The organism is Bradyrhizobium sp. CCBAU 25360 (assembly GCF_028128695.1).
In the GTDB taxonomy this organism is placed as follows: Bacteria; Pseudomonadota; Alphaproteobacteria; order Rhizobiales; family Xanthobacteraceae; genus Bradyrhizobium; species Bradyrhizobium ottawaense.
Genome location: NZ_LBJA01000042.1, coordinates 541,922 through 559,763, shown reverse-complemented (window position 1 = coordinate 559,763; position 17,842 = coordinate 541,922). Strand labels below are relative to the sequence as shown.

Below are 17,842 nucleotides of genomic sequence, written 5' to 3'. Positions count from 1 at the left end.
CAGGACGCCGGCGCCGGCACGTCGTCAATGCCGCTCGCCTCTCGCCTGTTACGTGCTCATTCGGACCTGGCGTCCAGCACTTCTCCGAAGGCCTCCCAAGTCGATCCGGTCCATCGCTGCAGGCGCATCTGCGTCCAGATCATGTTCTCGGTTTCGCTGGTGTTGATCTTGATGCCCGGCAGTGCGGTCGGGACGACGAAGTCCCGGAGGTTCTTGGCCTGAGCCAGGATGTTCTTGCGGGACAGGTCATCGCCGCATTGTTTCAAGATCTGTTCCAGCAGGATGCCCTGCTGATAACCGGTGAGATAGCTGCCGTTGGTGATATCGACGCCGGGCAGATATTTGTCGATAAACGCCCGATAGGCCTGCATGCCGGGATCATCTTTCCACTTCGGATCCACGACATCCTTGTTGATGGTGCCGACGATCACGCCAGTCGACTTGTCGAGGCCGGCCGGCGTGAGCGTGCCTCCAACCGAGCCGGACGGAAAGTTGATGATGACGGTCGCCTTCCAGCCGATCAAAGAGGCCTGCCGGATCGCCTGCGCAGCGAATTTCGGCGTGCCCGCGATCATCAGGGCATCCGCACCGGAGCTCTTCAGGTTGGTGATCTGCGAATCGACGGTCGGTTCAGTGACCTCATAGGACGCGGTGACGACCCTGCCATCGTAGTCCTTACCGAGAAACGCCTTGAAGGCGTTGACGTAGTCTTTTCCGAGGTCGTCATTCTGGTAGAGGATCGCATATTTGGCGTTCGGCAGAGCCTTCGTGAGGTATTTTGCGTAGATCTTTCCCTCGGTATCGTAGCTGACGAGACCTGTTGTGATCAGCGGGTAACTGGCGACGTCGGTGAACTTGGACGATCCGCTGACGATCGCGATGCTGGGCACCCCTTTCGACTTCAGGTATTTTGACGTTGCCGAAATGGCGGGAGTGCCGAGCTGGCCGAACATGAATGCAACTTCATCGCTCTCAACGAGCTTGCGAACCTGCTCCACCGCCTTGGGCGGGCTATAGGCATCGTCATAGGCGACGTAATTGATCTTGCGCCCGCTGATGCCGCCGCGATCATTCAGGGACTGAATGTAGGCGATCAGCCCCTTGCCCACGAGACCGATCGATGAAGCCGGTCCGCTGAACGGAAACACCCCGCCAATCTTGATTTCCGTCGCCGTAACCCCGGGCTCGTCGGCCGCGAATGCCGGGCTGCCCAACAGCACGAGCAGAACGGCAAGACTCTTCCATCTCGGCAACATCGGCATCCTCCCTGATGCGCACTCTTCGGGTGCGCCGTTCAATTCTTATGCGTCTCTACGACTCGCCAGGCGTCATGCCGTGCGAGATCGAGCGCGCTCGCCAAGCGTCGATGGCCAAGCGCGTCAACCGTTGCGGCTCTTGGACCGGCCGCCTCATTCCTTGAACCTACAGTTCTTTTTTTGAACTCGTCAAGCGCTTAGATGCATCACCCCTGACAAAGGACGAAGCGCTTGCGATCTTGCGAAGAGTTGTACTCATAATTCGACAGCGGCACGGGTAGAGGCTGATACCGATTCCAGGCGCGGAGACGCCCCTTTCGGCCCCGGATATCGCGCGTCACAATACAAGACCAGTTCATTCTGTTCTTGAACTTACGAGATGATCGGAGGTGAACCGTAAAATGGCACCGAGGGCTGCGCTGCAACACGCCCGGCCAGCAGGCCAGCGATCCGCTTAGATGCGCGGCGCTCGATTGAAGGGCTCAGGCCATAGACATAGGAACGTCAAAGCGGGAGCACGCTTCACTGAGAGGGGAGAATTCCAGGGTCTTCAAGACGTTCCGGGCGCAGGCGACGCCGCCCGTGATCTCGCGACACGGACGCTACGGGTCCAAGTTCGTGGATGGCGCCAAGACGTTCAAGGTCGGACGGCAGCGACCCTGATTCCAAGATGGGGTCGCTCGCCAATCCGCGCTGCGCGGAGCGATTGTCAGACTACAAGGTGCCGGAAACAGTCTCACTGCGCATGACACCGCCACCGCGCAATGCAAACGGCAAGGTTCTGAAAGCCGCGTTGCGCGAGAGCAAGACATGAAGGTCGCCACCTGGCACAACGGTACAATAAAGCTGTACTGGCCCTTTCCGCCCTACGGCCCCGCCTTCCCCTTTCGCGCGGCGATCTGCTGTAGCGCCCAGCGCGCGTTCTTGCGCACGTCAGGATCGGGATCGTTGGCGATCACCACGAGGTATGCCTCGCCTTCGGGGGCGGCGATCTCGCCGAGCGCGGCAGCCGCCTCCTTCCGCAAATTCGCCTGCTCATGGTTGATGCAGTTACCGATCGGACGCAGGGCGCGCTCGACCTTCATCTTGCCGAGGCTGCGGATCGCCTTGAGCCGAACCTGCCAAAACCCGTCGGCAAGTGAGACGATAAGCTGATCGGCGGCGAGCGAGCCGTTGACGTTGAGCCCGAGCGTCTCGGCTGCCATCTCCCGGACCATCCAGTCCGCATCCCTGAGTGCGCGGGTGATCGTCTCGGCCGCAGGCTTCATCTGGGAGAAGGCGAGCGCGCTCACCGCGGCGCGGCGCACATGGGCGTCGGGATCATGGATCAGCGCGGTGAGCGCCGGGATCGACTCTTCGAGCTTCAGGAAACCGATGACGCCGATCGCCTGCACGCGGACGGCCGCGTCACCATCCTGGAGCGCTTCCAGCGCAGGCTTCAGCGTGTCCTTGCGGCGCAACTCCTTGAGCGCGCGCAGCGCGCCCATGCGGACGAAGGCGTGGGCATGCTTGACCAGCGGCAGGATGATTTCGGCGCAAGCGGGATCCTTGAATTCGGCCAAACTGTCGGCTGCGGCCGACGCCACGATCCGCTCGGGATCGACGAGCAGCTTGACCAGTGCATTCGCCGCTTCCCGCCCGTCGAACTCGCCGAGCGCCATCGCGACCTGCTGGCGCACGCCCGCGTCGGGATCAGACACCATGTTGGCGAGATGCGCGACCGCAACCGGATCGCCGGAATGGCCGAGCGCAATGATGGCGACGCGCCGCTCGGCCGGATCTGCGGCTTGCAACCGCTCGTCGGCGTCTTCGAGATCGTCATAGGATTCGAACGGACTCGACATGACTACCTCAAGAGATAGGGAATGTTCACGGTGACGGCGCCGGTCGGGCAATCGGCCTCGCAGGGCATGCAGTACCAGCACTCGTCATAGGCCATGTAGGCCTTGTTGGTCATGTCGCTGATGCGGAGCACGTCGAGCGGGCAGACGTCGACGCAGACGGTGCAGCCCTTGTCGGCGATGCATTTGGCGTCGTCGACGACCACCGGGACCGACGTCTGATAGGACGCGAGAGGCATCGTAGATCTCCTGTTGCTTGTCGTTCGATGGATCAGGCGGTCGCGCGGATGCGCTGCTTGTCGTAGAGGTCCTTCTCGTCGTCCGCGATCGGGACGACATAGGGTTCGACCGCGCGCTTCTCACTGGTCATCCTGCCGTTCTGTTTGCTCAGCAGGGTGTGGCAGAACCAGTTCTCGTTGTCCTTCTCCGGGAAATCCGTGCGCCAGTGATAGAGGCCCCAGCGGCTCTCCTCGCGATACAAAGAGGCATGTACCGCCATGTCGGCGCAGTCCATGATCGACTGCACTTCAAGGGCGCGGAGCAGCTCGTGTGCGTTACGTGCGATCATATGCTCCTGCATGTCTTGCCGCGCCTCGGCGAGGCGGCGCATGCCGAGCTCGTATTTGCGCGTGACCTTCGGCGGCTGGAGATAGTCGTTGACCAGGCGCCGCGTCTTGTACTCGACCTGGTTCGGCGGAATGCCGTCCTCGCGCCTGGTCGGCGCCATCACGCGGTCGCGCTCCCTGGCCACGTCGGCGGCATCGAACTCCGCGAAGTCGTGGCTGTCGGCGAACTCCATCGCGTCGATGCCGGCCACCGCGCCGTTGGTGAAGGCGCCGAGCATGTAATTGTGCGGCACGCTCGCCATGTCGCCGGCGGCGTAGAGGCCGGGCACGGTGGTGCGCGCATTGTCGTCGACGAACACGCCGGAGGCGCTATGGCCGGAGCAAAAGCCTATCTCGGAGATGTGCATCTCGATCGAATCGTTGCGGTAATCGACCCCGCGTCCCTGCTGGAACAGGCCACGCGTCGGCCGCTCCACCTTGTGCAGCGTTGATTCGATTTCCGATATCGTATCCGGGTGGAGATGCTTGAGCTGGAGGAACACCGGGCCCTTACCCGACAGCAACTCGTTGTAGAATTCGAGCATCATCTGTCCGGACCAGTAGTCGCATTCGATAAAGCGCGATCCCTCGTTGTTGGCGGTAAAGGCGCCGAAGGGACCGGCGACATAGGCGCAGGCGGGACCGTTGTAATCCTTGATCAGCGGATTGATCTGGTAGCATTCGAGGTTCGCAAGCGCGGCGCCGGCGTGGTAGGCCATCGAATAGCCATCGCCGGAATTGGCAGCATTCTCGTAGGTTCCGAACATGTAGCCGGAGGTCGGCAGACCCAGGCGGCCGGCCGCGCCCATGCACAGGATGACGGCCTTGGCCTTGATCACCAGCATCTCTGCGGTACGCGTATTGACGCTGACCGCGCCAGCGATGCGCCCATCTGCCGACTTGAGCAGTCGCGTCGCCATGTAGCGATTGGAGATCAGGATTCGGGCGCGCCGGAGCTGGCGGTAGAGCGCCTTTTTCACTGTCTCGCCGTTCGGCATCGGCAGCACGTAGGTGCCGATATGATGCACCTTCTTGACGGCGTAGTCGCCGTTCTCGTTCTTCAGGAAGCGGATGCCGAAGCTGTCGAGCTCTTCGATGATGCCGTAGCAGTTCTGCGCGTACTTATAGACCGCCTTCTGGTCGACGATGCCGTCATTGGCGATGGTGATTTCCTTGGTGTACTGCTCCGGTGTCGCATAGCCGGGGATGACGGCATTATTCAAGCCGTCCATGCCCATCGAGATCGCGCCGGAGCGCTTGACGTTGGCCTTTTCGAGCAGGACGACATTGGCCTTCGGATTCTTCAGCTTCGCCTTCAGTGCAGCCATCGGGCCGGCTGTGCCGCCGCCGATGACCAGCACATCGCAGGAAACCTCCGAAAGTCCGTCGACGATCTGATCTAGTGCCATCGCTTGCTCCTGGTTCGCCGGCATTTCCGGCGCCTTTGCATCAGATTTGTTCAGAGGGCGTCGCGGCGATAGCAATTAGTTGTCGACGGGACGCGATTTGCCCCTCAGCGCTCGACGAACGCCTTTTCGATCACGAAATGCCCGGGCTGGCTGTGGTTCCCCTCGACGAAGCCACGCGCGGAGAACATTGCGGGCAGTTCCTCCAGCATCGCCGGGCTGCCGCAGAGCATGATGCGGTCGGTCTCGATATCGAGGCTGCCCTGCCCGATATCGTCGAAGAGCTGGCCCGAGGCGATCAGATCGGTGATGCGGCCACGATTCCTGAACGGCTCTCGGGTGACGGTCGGATAGTAGACGAGCTTGTCGCGGATCAGCGGTCCGAAGAATTCGTGATTGCGGAGGCCTTCGACCACGTGCTCGCCATAGGCGAGCTCAGAGACTTGGCGGCAGCCATGGGCGAGCACGATCGTCTCGTAGTTCTCGTAAACGTCGGGGTCCTTGATCAGGCTGGCGAACGGCGCGAGCCCCGTGCCGGTCGAAAGCAGCAGGAGGCGCTTTCCCGGAATGAGGTTGCCGGTGATCAACGTCCCCGTCGCCTTGCGGCCGACCAGGATGATGTCGCCTTCGCTGATCTTCTGGAGGCGCGAGGTCAGCGGACCGTCCTGCACCTTGATCGAGAAGAACTCGAGCGCTTCCTCGTGATTGGCACTCGCCATGCTGTAGGCCCGCATCAAGGGCTTGCCCTCGACCTCCAGCCCGATCATGGCGAACTGGCCGTTCTGGAAGCGAAAGCCGGGATCGCGCGTCGCGGTAAAGCTGAACAGGGACTCGGTCCAGTGCCGGACCGACAGAACCGTCTCTTTCTGAAATGCGCTCATCTCGTCTCCGTGCCTCGATCGCGCACAAGGTTTCGGAGAGACGGGCATCCGGCAACGCGGAAGTGAAACTCCCGGTCGATTAGTTTCACATTTCGCGGGCGATGATCGGAGAGCGGCCGGCGTTGGCAACTAGTTGCTATTCGCACTCGTCTGCAACGCCGTAGAAGAGGGTCGGAGATACGTCATGACCATGACCTTGGTAGTACCGACCGTGGCCGACTACGAAGCGAGCGCCGATCTGGCGATGCTCCTCGTCCGCACCACGCTGGACGACGCGCTGAGCGTCCCTGCCGAAAAACTTCGCCTCTCCTGCAAATGCGCCCACTGCATCCGCGCCCGCTTCGACGGCCGTTTCCCCGAACACTTTCCCGGCATCGCCATCACCGAGATCGGCGATCTCGGCTATGGGCTGAACATCTCGTTCTCGGACGGACATAACAGGGGGATTTACCCGAAGACGTATTTGCTGAGCCTGGCGGGGCGCTGACCCGCATCCACACTCGTCATTCCGGGGCGCCCGAAGGGCGAGCCCGGGATCCATAACCCCCGCTCGTGGCTATGGATTCCGGGCCTGCGCGCTTTGCGCGCATCCCGGAATGACGCAGGAAGTTTGCGCTTTCCCATCTGGCACGGACATTGCTCCTCTTTAGAACGATTTGAACGTTCCGGAGGCAGATGATGTTGCAGGCGGCGAATGCGGTGCGCGGGGCTGTTCCCCCGGCAGTCCGGCCTGCAGGCAGCTCCTCGCTGCTGCTCACCGAGAACCAGCAATGGATCGGCGGGCCCCCGCCGCTGATGGATAAGCTCTCCCCGCGCGAGCGGGAGCAGGTGCTGAAGCAAGGCCGCCGAAAAGTGCTCAACCGCGGCCAGACGCTGTTCAGCCAGGGGGGCAAGCATGACGGCATCTGGCTGATCGAGAGCGGCCGTATCCGGGTGTTCTACACCTCCCCACTCGGGCGCGAGATCACGCTGGCCTATTGGCATGTCGGCAATTTCGTCGGCGGGCCGGAAGTGTTCGAGGGCACCGTGCATCAATGGTCCGGTGTTGCGTCCAGCAATTGCAGCGTCGTGCACCTTCCCGGAAAGGAGCTGCGATCCCTTGCCGTCGAGATCCCGAACCTTGCGATCGGCCTGATCGAAGGCCTGACGTTCAAGGGCAAATGCTATTCGGCTCTCGCCCAGATGCTGGGAACGCGCTCGATCACGCAGCGCCTTTCGCATTTGCTGCTGCATCTCGTCGAGCTCTATGGTGTTGAGGACGCCGATGGCAGGGTGATCGCGGCCGCCTTTACCCATGCCGACATCGCGCACATGGTCGGTGCCACCAGGCAATGGGTCACGATCAGCCTGAAGCGGATGCAGGAGAAGGGAATCCTGCAAACCAGGCGGTCACAGATCGTGGTCTGCCGGACGGACGTGCTGGAGGAGATGCGCGGCCACGCATCCGATTGACCGAATTTGCGACCATCGCCCCTGCTCAGGCAAGCGGCTATATAGTGCAGAACTGCTCAAGGAGTATGCAATCAGCTTTTCCCGGCAACTAATCGACTGCAGCGCTCATTCCGGATTTGCCCTGTCCGGGCCCTCCCCCAATCATGGCAACCACAGCACATCCAACCGAATGAGGATGAGAATGGTCCGCCGTCTTTCCACGCTCTCGATCGCGACGTCGGTGACGTCGCTTGCCCTTCTGGTCGCGCAGCCGGCCTCGGCGGAAACCGTCACGCTTGGCATCGGAACGCAGGATACGACAACCAACACGGTGACCGCCGGTGTCGTCATCCGCCAATTGCACCTGCTCGAAAAATATCTGCCGAAGGACGGCAAATACAGCAACATCAAGTTCGAGCTGGAGTGGCAGAACTTCACCTCCGGCCCGCCCGTCACCAACGCGATGATGGCGAACAAGCTGCAGATCGGCATGATGGGCGACTATCCGCTGATCGTGAACGGCTTCACCTTCGAAAGTAACCCCGAAAGCAAGAGCCGGCTGATCGGTATCGCCGCCTACAGCCTGTCCGGCTCCGGCAACGGCATCGTCGTTCACAAGGACTCGCCCTATTACGATCTCGCTGATCTCAAGGGCAAGCTCGTCAGTGTACCGTTCGGCTCCGCCGCCCATGGCATGGTGCTCAAGGCGATGCAGGACCGTGGCTACACGTCCGACTTCTTCCAGCTCGTCAGCCAGAGCCCGGAGGTCGGCTCGACCAATCTCCAGGAAAAGAAGATCGACGCGCATGCCGACTTCGTTCCCTTCGCCGAGCTGCTGCCGTTCCGCGGCTTCGCGCGGAAGATCTTTGACGGCGTCGAGACCAACGTACCGACCTTCCACGGCATCGTGGTCCGCACCGATTTCGCCGATAAATACCCGGAGGTCGTCACCGCCTATCTGAAGGCGGTCATTGCCGCCAATCAGTGGCTGCGCGACGATCCCAAGCTGGCCGCGGAGAAGATCCAGGAATGGACCGGCATCAGCAAGGAAGTGGTGTACATCTTCCTGGGGCCCAGCGGCAACATGACCACCGATCCCACGGTCAAGCCGGCATTGATCGACGCTGCCACCGCCGACGTCAAGGTTCTGCAAAATCTCGGCCGGATGAAGGAATTCGATCCGAAAAAATGGGTCGACGATGGCCATATCCGCAAAGCCTATGCCGAGATGAAGCTCGATTACGACGCGCAGCTCGCGAGCACCAAGAATTACGAGATCGCCGGCGAAGACACCTTCTGCAAGAAGCCGATCACCGATCCGCGCAAGGCCGGTGAGGTCTGGGTGGATGATGCCGGCATCATGCCGTTTGCGTCCGCGGCGTGCACCCTGGGGGCCTATGCCGACTTCAAGGCCAAGGGCAAGAAGATCAACGTCGCCTACGTCTTCGACACCACGCGCGGCATCAAGCTGTTCGCCGACCAGGCCTTCTTCGCCGTCGGCGATGGCGACGTCGCGCCGTTCCTGCTGAAGAAGGACGCCGAAGCCTATGCCGCCAGGATCGGCGGCAAGGTGCTGGGCTTCGACGACGCGGTGAAGGCGGCGGTCGGCGGAGGCAAGACGTGAGTAGTCCCGCCATCCTCAGACATCCCGAGGACAGCATGCCGGCAACAGCCATTGCAGAGACGGGCGTGGAGCCCGTCGCCACCCCGCCCTCCTTCGGAACGCTCGCGCTGCGCTGGTATCGACTGAACCGCGGCGGCCTGCGCGCGATCGCGATCGGCATCACCTCGCTGCTGGCATTCCTGCTGGTCTGGCACCTGCTCACGACCTATCGCGTCGTGTTCTTCGTGCGATTCACCAATGTGCCCTCGCCGCTCGCGGTCTATGCCAGTTTCACCAAGGCGATCCACGATCCCAAATTCCTGATGCACATCGTCTTGAGCTGCCGGCGCATCCTCGTCGGCTTCTCCCTTGCAGCCATCGTCGGGGTGCCGCTCGGTCTCGTGATGGGCCGCTTCAAGCTCGTCCATGAGATCATCTTCCCGGTCGCCGAAGTGCTGCGACCGATCCCGGCAATCGCCTGGGTGCCGATGGCGATCATGCTGTGGCCGACCAACGAGCAGAGCATCGTCTACATCACCTTCCTCGGCTCGTTCTTCCCGATCCTGGTGAATACACTTCACGGCATGACGCTGGTCGATCCCGTGCTGGTGCGCGCAGCACAGTGCCTCGGCGCGCGGGAGCGCTCGATCTTCCGGGAGGTGTATTTTCCGGCATCGCTGCCGCACATCTTCACCGGCCTCACGGTCGGCATGGGCGTAGCATGGGTCTCGCTGATCGCGGCCGAGATGATCTCCGGCCAGTACGGCATCGGCTACTTCACCTGGGAGGCCTATTCGCTGGTCCAGTACGCCGACATCGCGCTCGGCATGATCGCAATCGGCGTTCTCGGCCTGGGATCGAGCCTGCTGATCCGGGGCGCCGGACAATTGGTGATGCCGTGGAGAGCAAAATGAGCGAGATCCCCGCCAAGGCACCGCAAGGCCATATCGACGTCAGGAGCTTCTCCCTCAGCTATGACGGCATCGAGGGACCGGTCCAGGCGGTCACCGATACGCAGATCCATGTGAAGCCGGGCGAGTTCGTCTCGATCGTCGGGCCCTCCGGCTGCGGAAAATCGACGCTGCTCAATGCGGTCGCGGGCTTCCTCAAGCCGACCACCGGTATTGTCACCGTCGACGGCGAGCGTGTGAGCGGACCCAGTGCCGAGCGCGGCATGGTGTTCCAGCAATATTCGCTGTTCCCCTGGAAGACGGTGCGGGAGAACGTCGAATTCGGGCTGAAGATGCGCGGCATGCCTCGCTCGCAGCGTGAGCGCGCCGCCCGGACGCTGCTCGGGCTGGCGGGCCTGGAGGCTTTCGAGAAGCACTATCCGGAAAAGCTCTCCGGCGGCATGAAGCAGCGCGTCGGCATCGTCCGCGCGCTCGCCACGGGGCCGAAAGTGCTGTTGCTGGACGAGCCCTTCGGTGCACTCGACGCCCAGACCCGCGTCATCATGCAGCAGATCCTCACCAACATGTGGCAACGGCTGAAGATCTCGGTGCTGTTCGTCACCCACGACATCGACGAGGCGATCTTCCTGTCCGACCGGGTCTACTGCATGACCGCGCGCCCCGGCTCGATCAAGGCGGAGATCCCAATTCCGCTGGAACGGCCGCGACAGCAATCCATGATGATGTCCTCGGAATTTTTGGCGCTGCGCCGCGGGCTGATGTCCCTGATCCGCGAGGAGAGCCTGAAGGCGATGGGCGGCGAGATCAACGACCTCGGCATGCGCGGATTGAACATCGAGCTGCATGGCCAATCTTTGGCCGAGGTACTTTAGGCGAAGCCCCCCGCACTGATCTAGATGCTGCGATAGCGCTCGATAGCTGAAAGATCCGGCACTGTTCCGAGCCCCGGGTCGTCACTCAGCTGAACCGTGCCTTCGCGCACGTCGACCAGGGAGCCGCAAAACAAATCGCGCAACGGATTGTCGTTGGCGTCGACCTCCAGCCAGCCATCCCCTCCGATGCCGGCAAGCAGATGAGCCGAGGCAAGCAGTCCAACGCCGCCGCCGAGATAGTGCGGGCAAAACGTCTTGCGCGCGTCGAGGATGTCACGCGCCAGTCCGACACAGACCGTGAGCCCGCCCCACTTCGCGATGTCCGGCTGAACCACGCCGAGCACGTCCTCGGTCAACACCTGCCTGAAGCCTTCGGCGCTCGAGATGTTCTCGCCGGCCGCAATCGGCATGTCCGCGCCTGCCCGCAGTCTTAGCCATTCTTCGCGTGGCCGATCGGCGCGGATAGGCTCTTCCAGCCAACGCAGATCGAACCCGCCAAGCCGCTCCAGCATCTGAAGCGCCTGTTCGACCGACCAGCCCTGATTGGCATCCGCCGCTAGCATGCCCGCGCCGACGATCTGGCGCAGAGCCGCGAGGTTGCCGAGGTCGATGTCGGCGCCGAATCCGACCTTCAACTTCAATGCGCGATGACCTCGCTCGAGTGCGGCTTCGGCCGTCTGCGTGGCTCCGCCGGGATTGATGCCGCTGGCATAGACCTTGATCGTACTGCCGTGCCCCCCGAGCAGCCGCCAGAGCGGCAAGCGCCGACGGCGCGCCGAGAGGTCCCACAGCGCGAGATCGATGCCCGCGATCGCCTGCGCAAACGGACCGGGTTCGCCGCATTGCAGCGCCAGCACTTCGGTGCCCCTCGTCAGGCTCTCGAAGGCTTGAGCCGGACCGTCGAATTTGCGCCCGACGAGACCGGGCGCGAGCACCTCGTTCACGAGTCGCGCACGATGCTCCGCACCGGGCGCGGGAAAATTCGACCAGGCCTCGCCCCACCCCTCGACGCCATCTTCATCGACGGCGCGAATGAAGACGGCGGGGCGGTTGAGCATGCGGCCGAACGACGTCACCACCGGCGTCGCCAACGGATAGCGATAGCAGAACGCTTCGATCGAGCGGATGGTGAAGCTGTCAGACGTCATGTTGCAGATCCTGCGATCGAGATCGGACCACGCGGAACGGCCATCAGCTCAATACGCGCGCGCGAAGTCCCCTTCCCGCTTGATATCAGTGAATACGGGAAAGCGCGCCTTCCACGGCGTTCCCTTGGCCTTTGTCAACTCGTTGAGCCGTTCGAGCACACCAAGGCCATCCTTGCGCAGGCTGGCGGAAACCGCCGCGCGGTCCGGGAAATTCTTCAAGACGGCATCGAGCCAGATCGTGCGGCCCGCCAAAAACCCGCCCGCGCCCGCGGCATAGGCAAAGTCGAGTACCCGTTCGAATTTCTCCGGCGCAGCACCGCCGGAGAGCAGCACCCAGGGGATGCTGCGCGCGCGGCAGATGTCGCCGATCGCGTCGAACTCCGTCTGCGCGGCTTTCGCCTCGGCGCCGCCATCCCGGGCAGGCAGATTGTTGGCCGCCAGCGGGCTCTCCAGCTTCAGAAGGTCGACGCCATATTCCGGCTTGGCGAACTCGCGCACGCTCTCGATGACCAGACCTGGAAGTTTTTCGGGCGACTCCACGTAGTCAGCGGTGTGATTGGCGCTGCCGAGGAACGGATAGACCAACAGCTCCAGGACGTAGGGAATGTCGTGACGGGCGCAATCCTGCCCGATCTCGCGAACGAACCGCTTCTGATGCTCGTTGACCGCAGCATCGGCGTCCGGCCGGTACCACGCCAGCACCTTGACGGCGTCGCCGCCCATGGCGCGGATCTTCTCAACGCTCCAATCGGTGATCGCCCGCGACTTGCGTCCGCCCGATGTCTCATCCACCCGGTGCTCTTCAAGGGTCATGATGAGACCGCAACGCGGCGGCAGAAGATCGATGGCCGCGGGCACCGCGAAATTCGGATCGAACAGCATCGAGCTGCAATGTGGCGCGAGGTTCTCGACGAGCAGACGCTTTGCTGCCGTCACGTCGGAATACTCGACCTGGTCCCGCGTAATCCCCTTTGCTTTCGCAATAGCGTCAAACAGCGGCGGCCGCTGATCCAGCGCGACCATGCGAAAATGACCGTCCGCGTCGGCCAGACGCGCCAGGCCGCGGTTCTTTCCAATCGTTCTCATGGCTTCGTCCTCATGAATGCAAGACACTCGTTGATGGTGGGGATTCCGTTGCGTCCGCCTGCGTGGCGGCATTTCATTGCGGCCGCCGCGGCGGAAAACGCCATCGCGTCGCGCACGTCGAGGCCGGCGCCGACCGCGAGGGCATAAGCGCCATGGAAGACGTCGCCGGCGCCCGTGGTGTCGACCACATCGACCGCGAAGGCCGCCTGCCGGTGCAGGCGGCCGTTCTCGTACCAGCTCACACCCTCGCCACCGCGCGTCACGGCGATGATGCGACACCCGAAGCGGGCGAGCGCGCCGAGGGTTTCATCCTTGGCCGAGCCGCCAAAAGCCGTGAGCGCGGGCTCGGAGAAGATTGCGTGGTCAGTCAGGGGCAACAGCCGCTCGAACACCTCGGCATCGGCCATGTCGCCGTCGAGCACCGTCGGGATCCCGCGCGCGCGGGCTTCGCGGAACAACGTTGCCGCCCCCTCGACCCAGCGCGGATCTGCCAGCACCGAGGATGCGCGGGCAACCGTCTCCAACGGCAGCCAGTCGGCTGCTTCCGGATAGAGACCGCGGAAATTGACGATCTGCCGTTCGCCCGAGCTGTCGACGATGATCCCGGAGACCGACGAGCGGCCATCGGGAAACAGCCGGAAATTCTCGACATCGATGCCCTCGGCGCCGAAGGCGGACCGCATCTCCTGGCCGGCGGCATCATTGCCTGCCCGGCCCCAGAACGCGACCGCCGCGCCGAGCCTTGCAACCGTAACCGCGGCGTTGGCGGCCATGCCGCCGCCGAGGGTCCCGTAGCCGGCGGCCTTGATCTTCTCGCTTCTGCCTGCAAAGAGCCGGTCGACGCGCCAGATCTGATCGAGCGCCGACAGCCCGAGGCAAATCACCTGCACGCGATCCGCCTTGGACACGAGCTCTGCCAGCGCCGACGGATTTCCAATGTTCGCCGGCGAGCTCACCGCAAGACCCGCCCGTCTGCGGCGTCGAACAGATGCGTCCGGCCGGGTTGCGGGCGGAGGCTGAGGCGATCGCCGACCTTCGGTCGTAGCGACGGATCGACCCGCGCGATGGATGCCGCGCCGGCGAGATCGAAATGGATCAGCGTGTCCGAGCCGAGCGGCTCAACGAGCTTGACGTTCACTGCAATACCGTCGGCGGCATCGGTGGCAACGGCAAAATGTTCGGGACGAATGCCAAGCACAGCGCTGCCGGCCCGCCGCAGCCCGTTTGCCGTCTCCTCGCCCAGCGGCACCACCGTTCCGCCTTGCGAAAGGATCGCACGCTCCTGTCGCCATTCGACCGGAAAGAAATTCATGGCTGGCGAGCCGATGAAGCCGGCCACGAACTGGTTGGCCGGCCGCTCGTAGACCGCCTCAGGCGTGTCGTATTGCTGGATCGTGCCGCTCTGAAGCACCACGATGCGGTCGGCCATGGTCATGGCCTCGATCTGGTCATGCGTCACGAAGACCATGGTGGTCTTGAGCTCCTGCGACAGCGCCTTGATCTCGGCACGCACCTGCCCGCGCAGCTTGGCGTCGAGATTCGAGAGCGGCTCATCGAACAGGAAGGCTTTTGGATTGCGCACGATCGCACGCCCCATGGCGACGCGCTGGCGCTGGCCGCCGGAGAGCTCCTTCGGCTTGCGGTCGAGATACGGCTCGATGTGCAGCAGCGACGCCGCGCGCTTCACCCGCGCGTCGATCTCCGCCTTCGGCGTTCCCCGCAGCTCCAGCGCAAAGGACATGTTGTCGTAAACCCGCATGTGCGGATAGAGCGCGTAATCCTGGAACACCATCGCGATGTCGCGCTGCGCCGCCTGCACGCCGTTGACGCGCGTATCGCCGATGTAGAGGTCGCCGGAGGAAATCGGCTCGAGGCCTGCGATGATCCGGAGCAAAGTCGACTTGCCGCAACCGGACGGGCCGACGAAAACCACGAATTCGTGGTCCGCGATCTCCAGGTTGAGATCGGGGATCACAGTGAAATTGCCGTAGCGTTTGGTAAGGTTGCGGATCGAGATCGAGGCCATATCGCTTAGTCCAGCGCCAGTACAGGCTTGATCAACTCGCCTTTGGCGAAGCGGGCGAAATTCTCGGGCAAGGCGGACAGGCCGAACTCGCCGTCGACGAGAACGCGGTATTCGTCCTTGTACCTGCGCAGCAGTTCGACGTTCGGCTCGAAATCCGAAACCGGGAAGTAGAAGGTCCGGATCATGTAGAAATCCTTGCGGCGGAACACCTTGCCTTCCTCGATGGTCCAGGGCGCGGCGTTCTCGCCGACCAGCACCAGCGCCCCGCGCGGCAGGACGAGCTCGATACCGAGGTTGCGCGCCGCGTGCGCGCCGGAGCATTCCATGATGAGGGCGAACCGTTTCGACGTGTCGCCGACCGGATGCGGTTTCACGCCGAACGATCGGGCGATATTCAAGCGTGCAGCGTTCGGATCGGCCACGTGGATGTCGTCATAACCGAGACTACGGAGCGCCAGCACGACGCCGAGACCGACAGGCCCCGCTCCCATCACGAGGACCGCACCTGCCTCGTCCGGCTGCACTACGCGACTGACGAACCGCACGGCGTGGCCGGAGGTGCCGATAGTGTCGAGCAAGAGCGGCGCGAGGCTGTCCTCGATATCGTCGGGCACCGGCAGCAGGCAATTCTCCGGCACCGGCACGTATTCGGCGTAGCCGCCCGGCCTGTTCCAGCCGATCAGGCTCGAGACCTCCAGGCACATCTGGGTGTCGCCGCGCTTGCAGGCCGCACAGTGGTCACAGTGCAACGGGATATAGACGGCGCAGCGGCGGCCATGCAGGCGATGGCCGGGCTGCTCGACGACGCCAAAAATCTCGTGGCCGGCGGTGAACTCGGCGCCTTTGTGCCAGAGCTTGAAGTCCGAGCCGCACAGCGCGGTGCGCGAGACCCGCACCAGCACCTCGCCTGCCCCAACGTCGGGCATCCGTACCGGCTCGATGGTGATGCGTTCGTGACCATGGAACACCGCAGCCTGCATGATCGCGTTCGGACGTGGCGTTACGTTCATCAGATACCTAACCTTTCACCGCGCCGAGCGTCAGCCCGGACACCAGCCAACGCTGAACCAGAGCTGCCAGTACCAGCGGCGGCAATGCGATCAGCGTCGCCGCGGCCATCAGGGCGCCCCATTGCGTCGAGCCTTCGCCGATGAAATTGAATGCAGCCGCGATCAGCGTCTTGGTGTCGCCATTGGAAAGCACCAGCGCAAACAGGAAGTAGTTCCACGAGAATACGAAGGCCAGTATGGCCGAGACGGCGATGCCGGACGCCACCAGCGGCAGCGCGATGCGCCAGAGGATGCGGGTGACGCTGCATCCATCGACCTGCGCCGCCTCGAACACGCTGCGCGGGATGCCGTCAAACGACGGCAGCAAGACCCAGATCACGATCGGAAGTGTGATCACCGCGTGGCTGAGGATTAGCGCCGTGTACGACCCGATCATGCCGACCTGCCGGAACATGACATACCACGGCAGCAGGAACAGCGTTCCCGGTGCCATGCGCGCCGCGAGCGTCAGGATCGCCGGCCACGAAATACGCGTCCAGGAGACGGCGAACGCGGCCGGAATTCCGAACAGGAGCCCTAGCGCGGTCGAGCCGACGGTGACGATCAGGCTGTTGAGGGCATAGCTCAGGAACGGCGTCGTCTTGGTCAGCTCGACATAATTGTCCAGCGTCGGCGTGAAGATCAGTGTCGGCGGATAGGCAGTCACCTCGAAGGACGGCTTGAAGGAGGCCAGCACCATCCAGACCGTTGGCGTCATGATGATAACGCCGGCCAGCACGAGCTGCACCAGGTTGAGCCAGCGTATCCAGCGGTCGGTGTTGACTGCGTCGGTCATGAGATCACCACGCCACCGCGCCGCGCAGGCGGTTGAAGGCGAGCACGGCGCCGAACACGATCGCGGTCAGCGTCAGCATCAACGCGCTGGCATAGCCGATGTTGAAGAATTCGAAGCCGACCCGGAAGCCGTAGATATTGAGCGTATTCGAGGCGTTGCCGGGCCCGCCCTGGGTCGTGATGTAGATGATGTCGAAGAAGCGCAGGAGATCGACGCTGCGCAGGATGGCTGCAGTGACGATGGTCGGCAGCAGCAGCGGCAGCGTGATGCGCTGGAAGGTCTTGAACGCAGATGCGCCATCGATCTGCGCGGCCTCGTAGACGCTCGGCGGCAGAGATTGCAGGCCGCCGAGCACGATCAGGGCGACGTACGGCGTCCACTGCCAGCTATCGATCAGCGCGACCGTCGGAATGACCCATGTCGGCGAGGCCAGCCAGTCCGACGGCGGCAGGCCGAACGATTGCAGGATGTAGTTGGCCGCGCCCAGCGACGGATCGAGGATCACAAGCCACATCATGCCGGCGACCACCGGCGGCATCATGAACGGCGAGATGAACAGCGATCGCACGATCCCAGGAAGGCGCTTGGCATGAAACAGCACCAACGCAAGCCAGACGCCGAAGACGAGTTGCAGCACCAGCGAGAGCACGAACAGCGCAATGGTGATCCACAACCCATGCCAGAACTCGACGTCGGACATTAGCTTCGTGTAATTGGCAAGGCCGGCAAAGGACTGCTTGCCGGTCGAAGAGAAGGTCTGGAAGCCGAGCCAGATCGTATAGACGACCGGAAATGCGATCATCGCGACCGTGAAGATCACGGCCGGCGCCGAGAGCGCCGCCATTTCCAGCTTCTGCCGGTCCTGCGTGAGTGTCGCAGCCGTGTCAGACATGTATTCCTGTCCTCGATCGAGTTAGGTGCCGGCCGGCGC

Annotated in this window: 18 protein-coding genes; 6 read left to right on the top strand and 12 right to left on the bottom strand. The window is 63.0% G+C overall.

The window, feature by feature from the left end; translation table 11 throughout:
• Positions 1-56: 56 nt before the first annotated feature.
• Positions 57-1,256 carry an ABC transporter substrate-binding protein gene (locus XH81_RS26645; RefSeq protein WP_028143605.1) on the bottom strand — a complete coding sequence of 400 codons (1,200 nt, stop codon included), beginning with the start codon at positions 1,254-1,256 and terminating at the stop codon, positions 57-59.
• A 670-nt stretch (positions 1,257-1,926) separates the two neighbouring features.
• On the opposite strand from XH81_RS26645, the gene XH81_RS26640 reads away from it, so the two are divergent.
• Positions 1,927-2,070: a hypothetical protein gene (locus XH81_RS26640; protein WP_154694137.1), complete on the top strand. Its 144-nt coding sequence runs from the start codon at positions 1,927-1,929 to the stop codon at positions 2,068-2,070.
• Positions 2,071-2,122: 52 nt separating this feature from the next.
• Here XH81_RS26640 and XH81_RS26635 read toward each other — a convergent pair whose 3' ends face one another.
• From XH81_RS26635 to XH81_RS26620, 4 genes are all read right to left on the bottom strand, one after another.
• Positions 2,123-3,100 (bottom strand): HEAT repeat domain-containing protein, encoded by a 978-nt coding sequence (locus XH81_RS26635; protein ID WP_028143604.1) that lies wholly within the window; start codon positions 3,098-3,100, stop codon positions 2,123-2,125.
• 2 nt (positions 3,101-3,102) lie between these two features.
• Complete coding sequence (locus XH81_RS26630; RefSeq protein WP_007593252.1) at positions 3,103-3,336, bottom strand: 4Fe-4S dicluster domain-containing protein; 234 nt, start codon at positions 3,334-3,336, stop codon at positions 3,103-3,105.
• A gap of 32 nt (positions 3,337-3,368) precedes the next feature.
• Complete coding sequence (locus XH81_RS26625; protein WP_028143603.1) at positions 3,369-5,111, bottom strand: fumarate reductase/succinate dehydrogenase flavoprotein subunit; 1,743 nt, start codon at positions 5,109-5,111, stop codon at positions 3,369-3,371.
• Positions 5,112-5,215: 104 nt separating this feature from the next.
• The gene (locus XH81_RS26620; protein ID WP_028143602.1) at positions 5,216-5,989 is read right to left on the bottom strand and encodes a ferredoxin--NADP reductase; all 774 of its coding nucleotides are present in this window, start codon (positions 5,987-5,989) and stop codon (positions 5,216-5,218) included.
• 190 nt (positions 5,990-6,179) lie between these two features.
• Here XH81_RS26620 and XH81_RS26615 point away from each other — a divergent pair, with 190 nt between their 5' ends.
• The 5 genes from XH81_RS26615 to XH81_RS26595 all read left to right on the top strand — a co-directional run bounded on the left by XH81_RS26615 (position 6,180) and on the right by XH81_RS26595 (position 10,806).
• Positions 6,180-6,476 carry a gamma-butyrobetaine hydroxylase-like domain-containing protein gene (locus tag XH81_RS26615; RefSeq protein ID WP_028143601.1) on the top strand — a complete coding sequence of 99 codons (297 nt, stop codon included), beginning with the start codon at positions 6,180-6,182 and terminating at the stop codon, positions 6,474-6,476.
• A gap of 188 nt (positions 6,477-6,664) precedes the next feature.
• Positions 6,665-7,441: a Crp/Fnr family transcriptional regulator gene (locus tag XH81_RS26610; protein WP_028143600.1), complete on the top strand. Its 777-nt coding sequence runs from the start codon at positions 6,665-6,667 to the stop codon at positions 7,439-7,441.
• 181 nt (positions 7,442-7,622) lie between these two features.
• Positions 7,623-9,044, top strand: coding sequence for an ABC transporter substrate-binding protein (locus tag XH81_RS26605; RefSeq protein WP_028143599.1), 1,422 nt, complete (start codon positions 7,623-7,625; stop codon positions 9,042-9,044).
• Positions 9,041-9,937, top strand: coding sequence for an ABC transporter permease (locus tag XH81_RS26600; protein ID WP_028143598.1), 897 nt, complete (start codon positions 9,041-9,043; stop codon positions 9,935-9,937). The genes XH81_RS26605 and XH81_RS26600 overlap by 4 nt, the downstream gene beginning before the upstream one ends.
• Positions 9,934-10,806 (top strand): ABC transporter ATP-binding protein, encoded by an 873-nt coding sequence (locus tag XH81_RS26595; RefSeq protein ID WP_028143597.1) that lies wholly within the window; start codon positions 9,934-9,936, stop codon positions 10,804-10,806. The genes XH81_RS26600 and XH81_RS26595 overlap by 4 nt, the downstream gene beginning before the upstream one ends.
• Before the next feature lie 20 nt (positions 10,807-10,826).
• On the opposite strand, the gene XH81_RS26590 is transcribed toward XH81_RS26595, so the two are convergent.
• Genes XH81_RS26590 through XH81_RS26560 form a run of 7 tightly spaced genes read right to left on the bottom strand, consistent with a single transcriptional unit; the run spans position 10,827 to position 17,803 of the window.
• The gene (locus XH81_RS26590; protein WP_028143596.1) at positions 10,827-11,954 is read right to left on the bottom strand and encodes a mandelate racemase/muconate lactonizing enzyme family protein; all 1,128 of its coding nucleotides are present in this window, start codon (positions 11,952-11,954) and stop codon (positions 10,827-10,829) included.
• Positions 11,955-12,002: 48 nt separating this feature from the next.
• The gene (locus XH81_RS26585; protein ID WP_028143595.1) at positions 12,003-13,040 is read right to left on the bottom strand and encodes a tagatose 1,6-diphosphate aldolase; all 1,038 of its coding nucleotides are present in this window, start codon (positions 13,038-13,040) and stop codon (positions 12,003-12,005) included.
• Positions 13,037-13,948 (bottom strand): sugar kinase, encoded by a 912-nt coding sequence (locus tag XH81_RS26580; RefSeq protein ID WP_271596418.1) that lies wholly within the window; start codon positions 13,946-13,948, stop codon positions 13,037-13,039. The genes XH81_RS26585 and XH81_RS26580 overlap by 4 nt, the downstream gene beginning before the upstream one ends.
• A 44-nt stretch (positions 13,949-13,992) precedes the next feature.
• The gene (locus XH81_RS26575; RefSeq protein ID WP_028143593.1) at positions 13,993-15,066 is read right to left on the bottom strand and encodes an ABC transporter ATP-binding protein; all 1,074 of its coding nucleotides are present in this window, start codon (positions 15,064-15,066) and stop codon (positions 13,993-13,995) included.
• Positions 15,067-15,071: 5 nt separating this feature from the next.
• Positions 15,072-16,076, bottom strand: a complete 1,005-nt coding sequence (locus XH81_RS26570; RefSeq protein WP_028143592.1) for a zinc-dependent alcohol dehydrogenase family protein — start codon at positions 16,074-16,076, stop codon at positions 15,072-15,074.
• Positions 16,077-16,083: 7 nt separating this feature from the next.
• On the bottom strand, positions 16,084-16,911 hold the full coding sequence (locus XH81_RS26565) for a carbohydrate ABC transporter permease (protein ID WP_028143591.1): 828 nt from the start codon (positions 16,909-16,911) through the stop codon (positions 16,084-16,086).
• A 4-nt stretch (positions 16,912-16,915) separates the two neighbouring features.
• Positions 16,916-17,803, bottom strand: a complete 888-nt coding sequence (locus XH81_RS26560; protein WP_038970446.1) for a carbohydrate ABC transporter permease — start codon at positions 17,801-17,803, stop codon at positions 16,916-16,918.
• Between the last annotated feature and the right edge of the window lie 39 nt (positions 17,804-17,842).

Bases quoted from the DNA above. Each gene is read 5' to 3' on its own strand.
- XH81_RS26645 (WP_028143605.1), bottom strand. From the start codon at position 1,256: ATGTTGCCGAGATGGAAGAGTCTTGCCGTTCTGCTCGTGCTGTTGGGC.
- XH81_RS26640 (WP_154694137.1), top strand. From the start codon at position 1,927: ATGGGGTCGCTCGCCAATCCGCGCTGCGCGGAGCGATTGTCAGACTAC.
- XH81_RS26635 (WP_028143604.1), bottom strand. From the start codon at position 3,100: ATGTCGAGTCCGTTCGAATCCTATGACGATCTCGAAGACGCCGACGAG.
- XH81_RS26630 (WP_007593252.1), bottom strand. From the start codon at position 3,336: ATGCCTCTCGCGTCCTATCAGACGTCGGTCCCGGTGGTCGTCGACGAC.
- XH81_RS26625 (WP_028143603.1), bottom strand. From the start codon at position 5,111: ATGGCACTAGATCAGATCGTCGACGGACTTTCGGAGGTTTCCTGCGAT.
- XH81_RS26620 (WP_028143602.1), bottom strand. From the start codon at position 5,989: ATGAGCGCATTTCAGAAAGAGACGGTTCTGTCGGTCCGGCACTGGACC.
- XH81_RS26615 (WP_028143601.1), top strand. From the start codon at position 6,180: ATGACCTTGGTAGTACCGACCGTGGCCGACTACGAAGCGAGCGCCGAT.
- XH81_RS26610 (WP_028143600.1), top strand. From the start codon at position 6,665: ATGATGTTGCAGGCGGCGAATGCGGTGCGCGGGGCTGTTCCCCCGGCA.
- XH81_RS26605 (WP_028143599.1), top strand. From the start codon at position 7,623: ATGGTCCGCCGTCTTTCCACGCTCTCGATCGCGACGTCGGTGACGTCG.
- XH81_RS26595 (WP_028143597.1), top strand. From the start codon at position 9,934: ATGAGCGAGATCCCCGCCAAGGCACCGCAAGGCCATATCGACGTCAGG.
- XH81_RS26590 (WP_028143596.1), bottom strand. From the start codon at position 11,954: ATGACGTCTGACAGCTTCACCATCCGCTCGATCGAAGCGTTCTGCTAT.
- XH81_RS26585 (WP_028143595.1), bottom strand. From the start codon at position 13,040: ATGAGAACGATTGGAAAGAACCGCGGCCTGGCGCGTCTGGCCGACGCG.
- XH81_RS26575 (WP_028143593.1), bottom strand. From the start codon at position 15,066: ATGGCCTCGATCTCGATCCGCAACCTTACCAAACGCTACGGCAATTTC.
- XH81_RS26570 (WP_028143592.1), bottom strand. From the start codon at position 16,076: ATGAACGTAACGCCACGTCCGAACGCGATCATGCAGGCTGCGGTGTTC.
- XH81_RS26565 (WP_028143591.1), bottom strand. From the start codon at position 16,911: ATGACCGACGCAGTCAACACCGACCGCTGGATACGCTGGCTCAACCTG.
- XH81_RS26560 (WP_038970446.1), bottom strand. From the start codon at position 17,803: ATGTCTGACACGGCTGCGACACTCACGCAGGACCGGCAGAAGCTGGAA.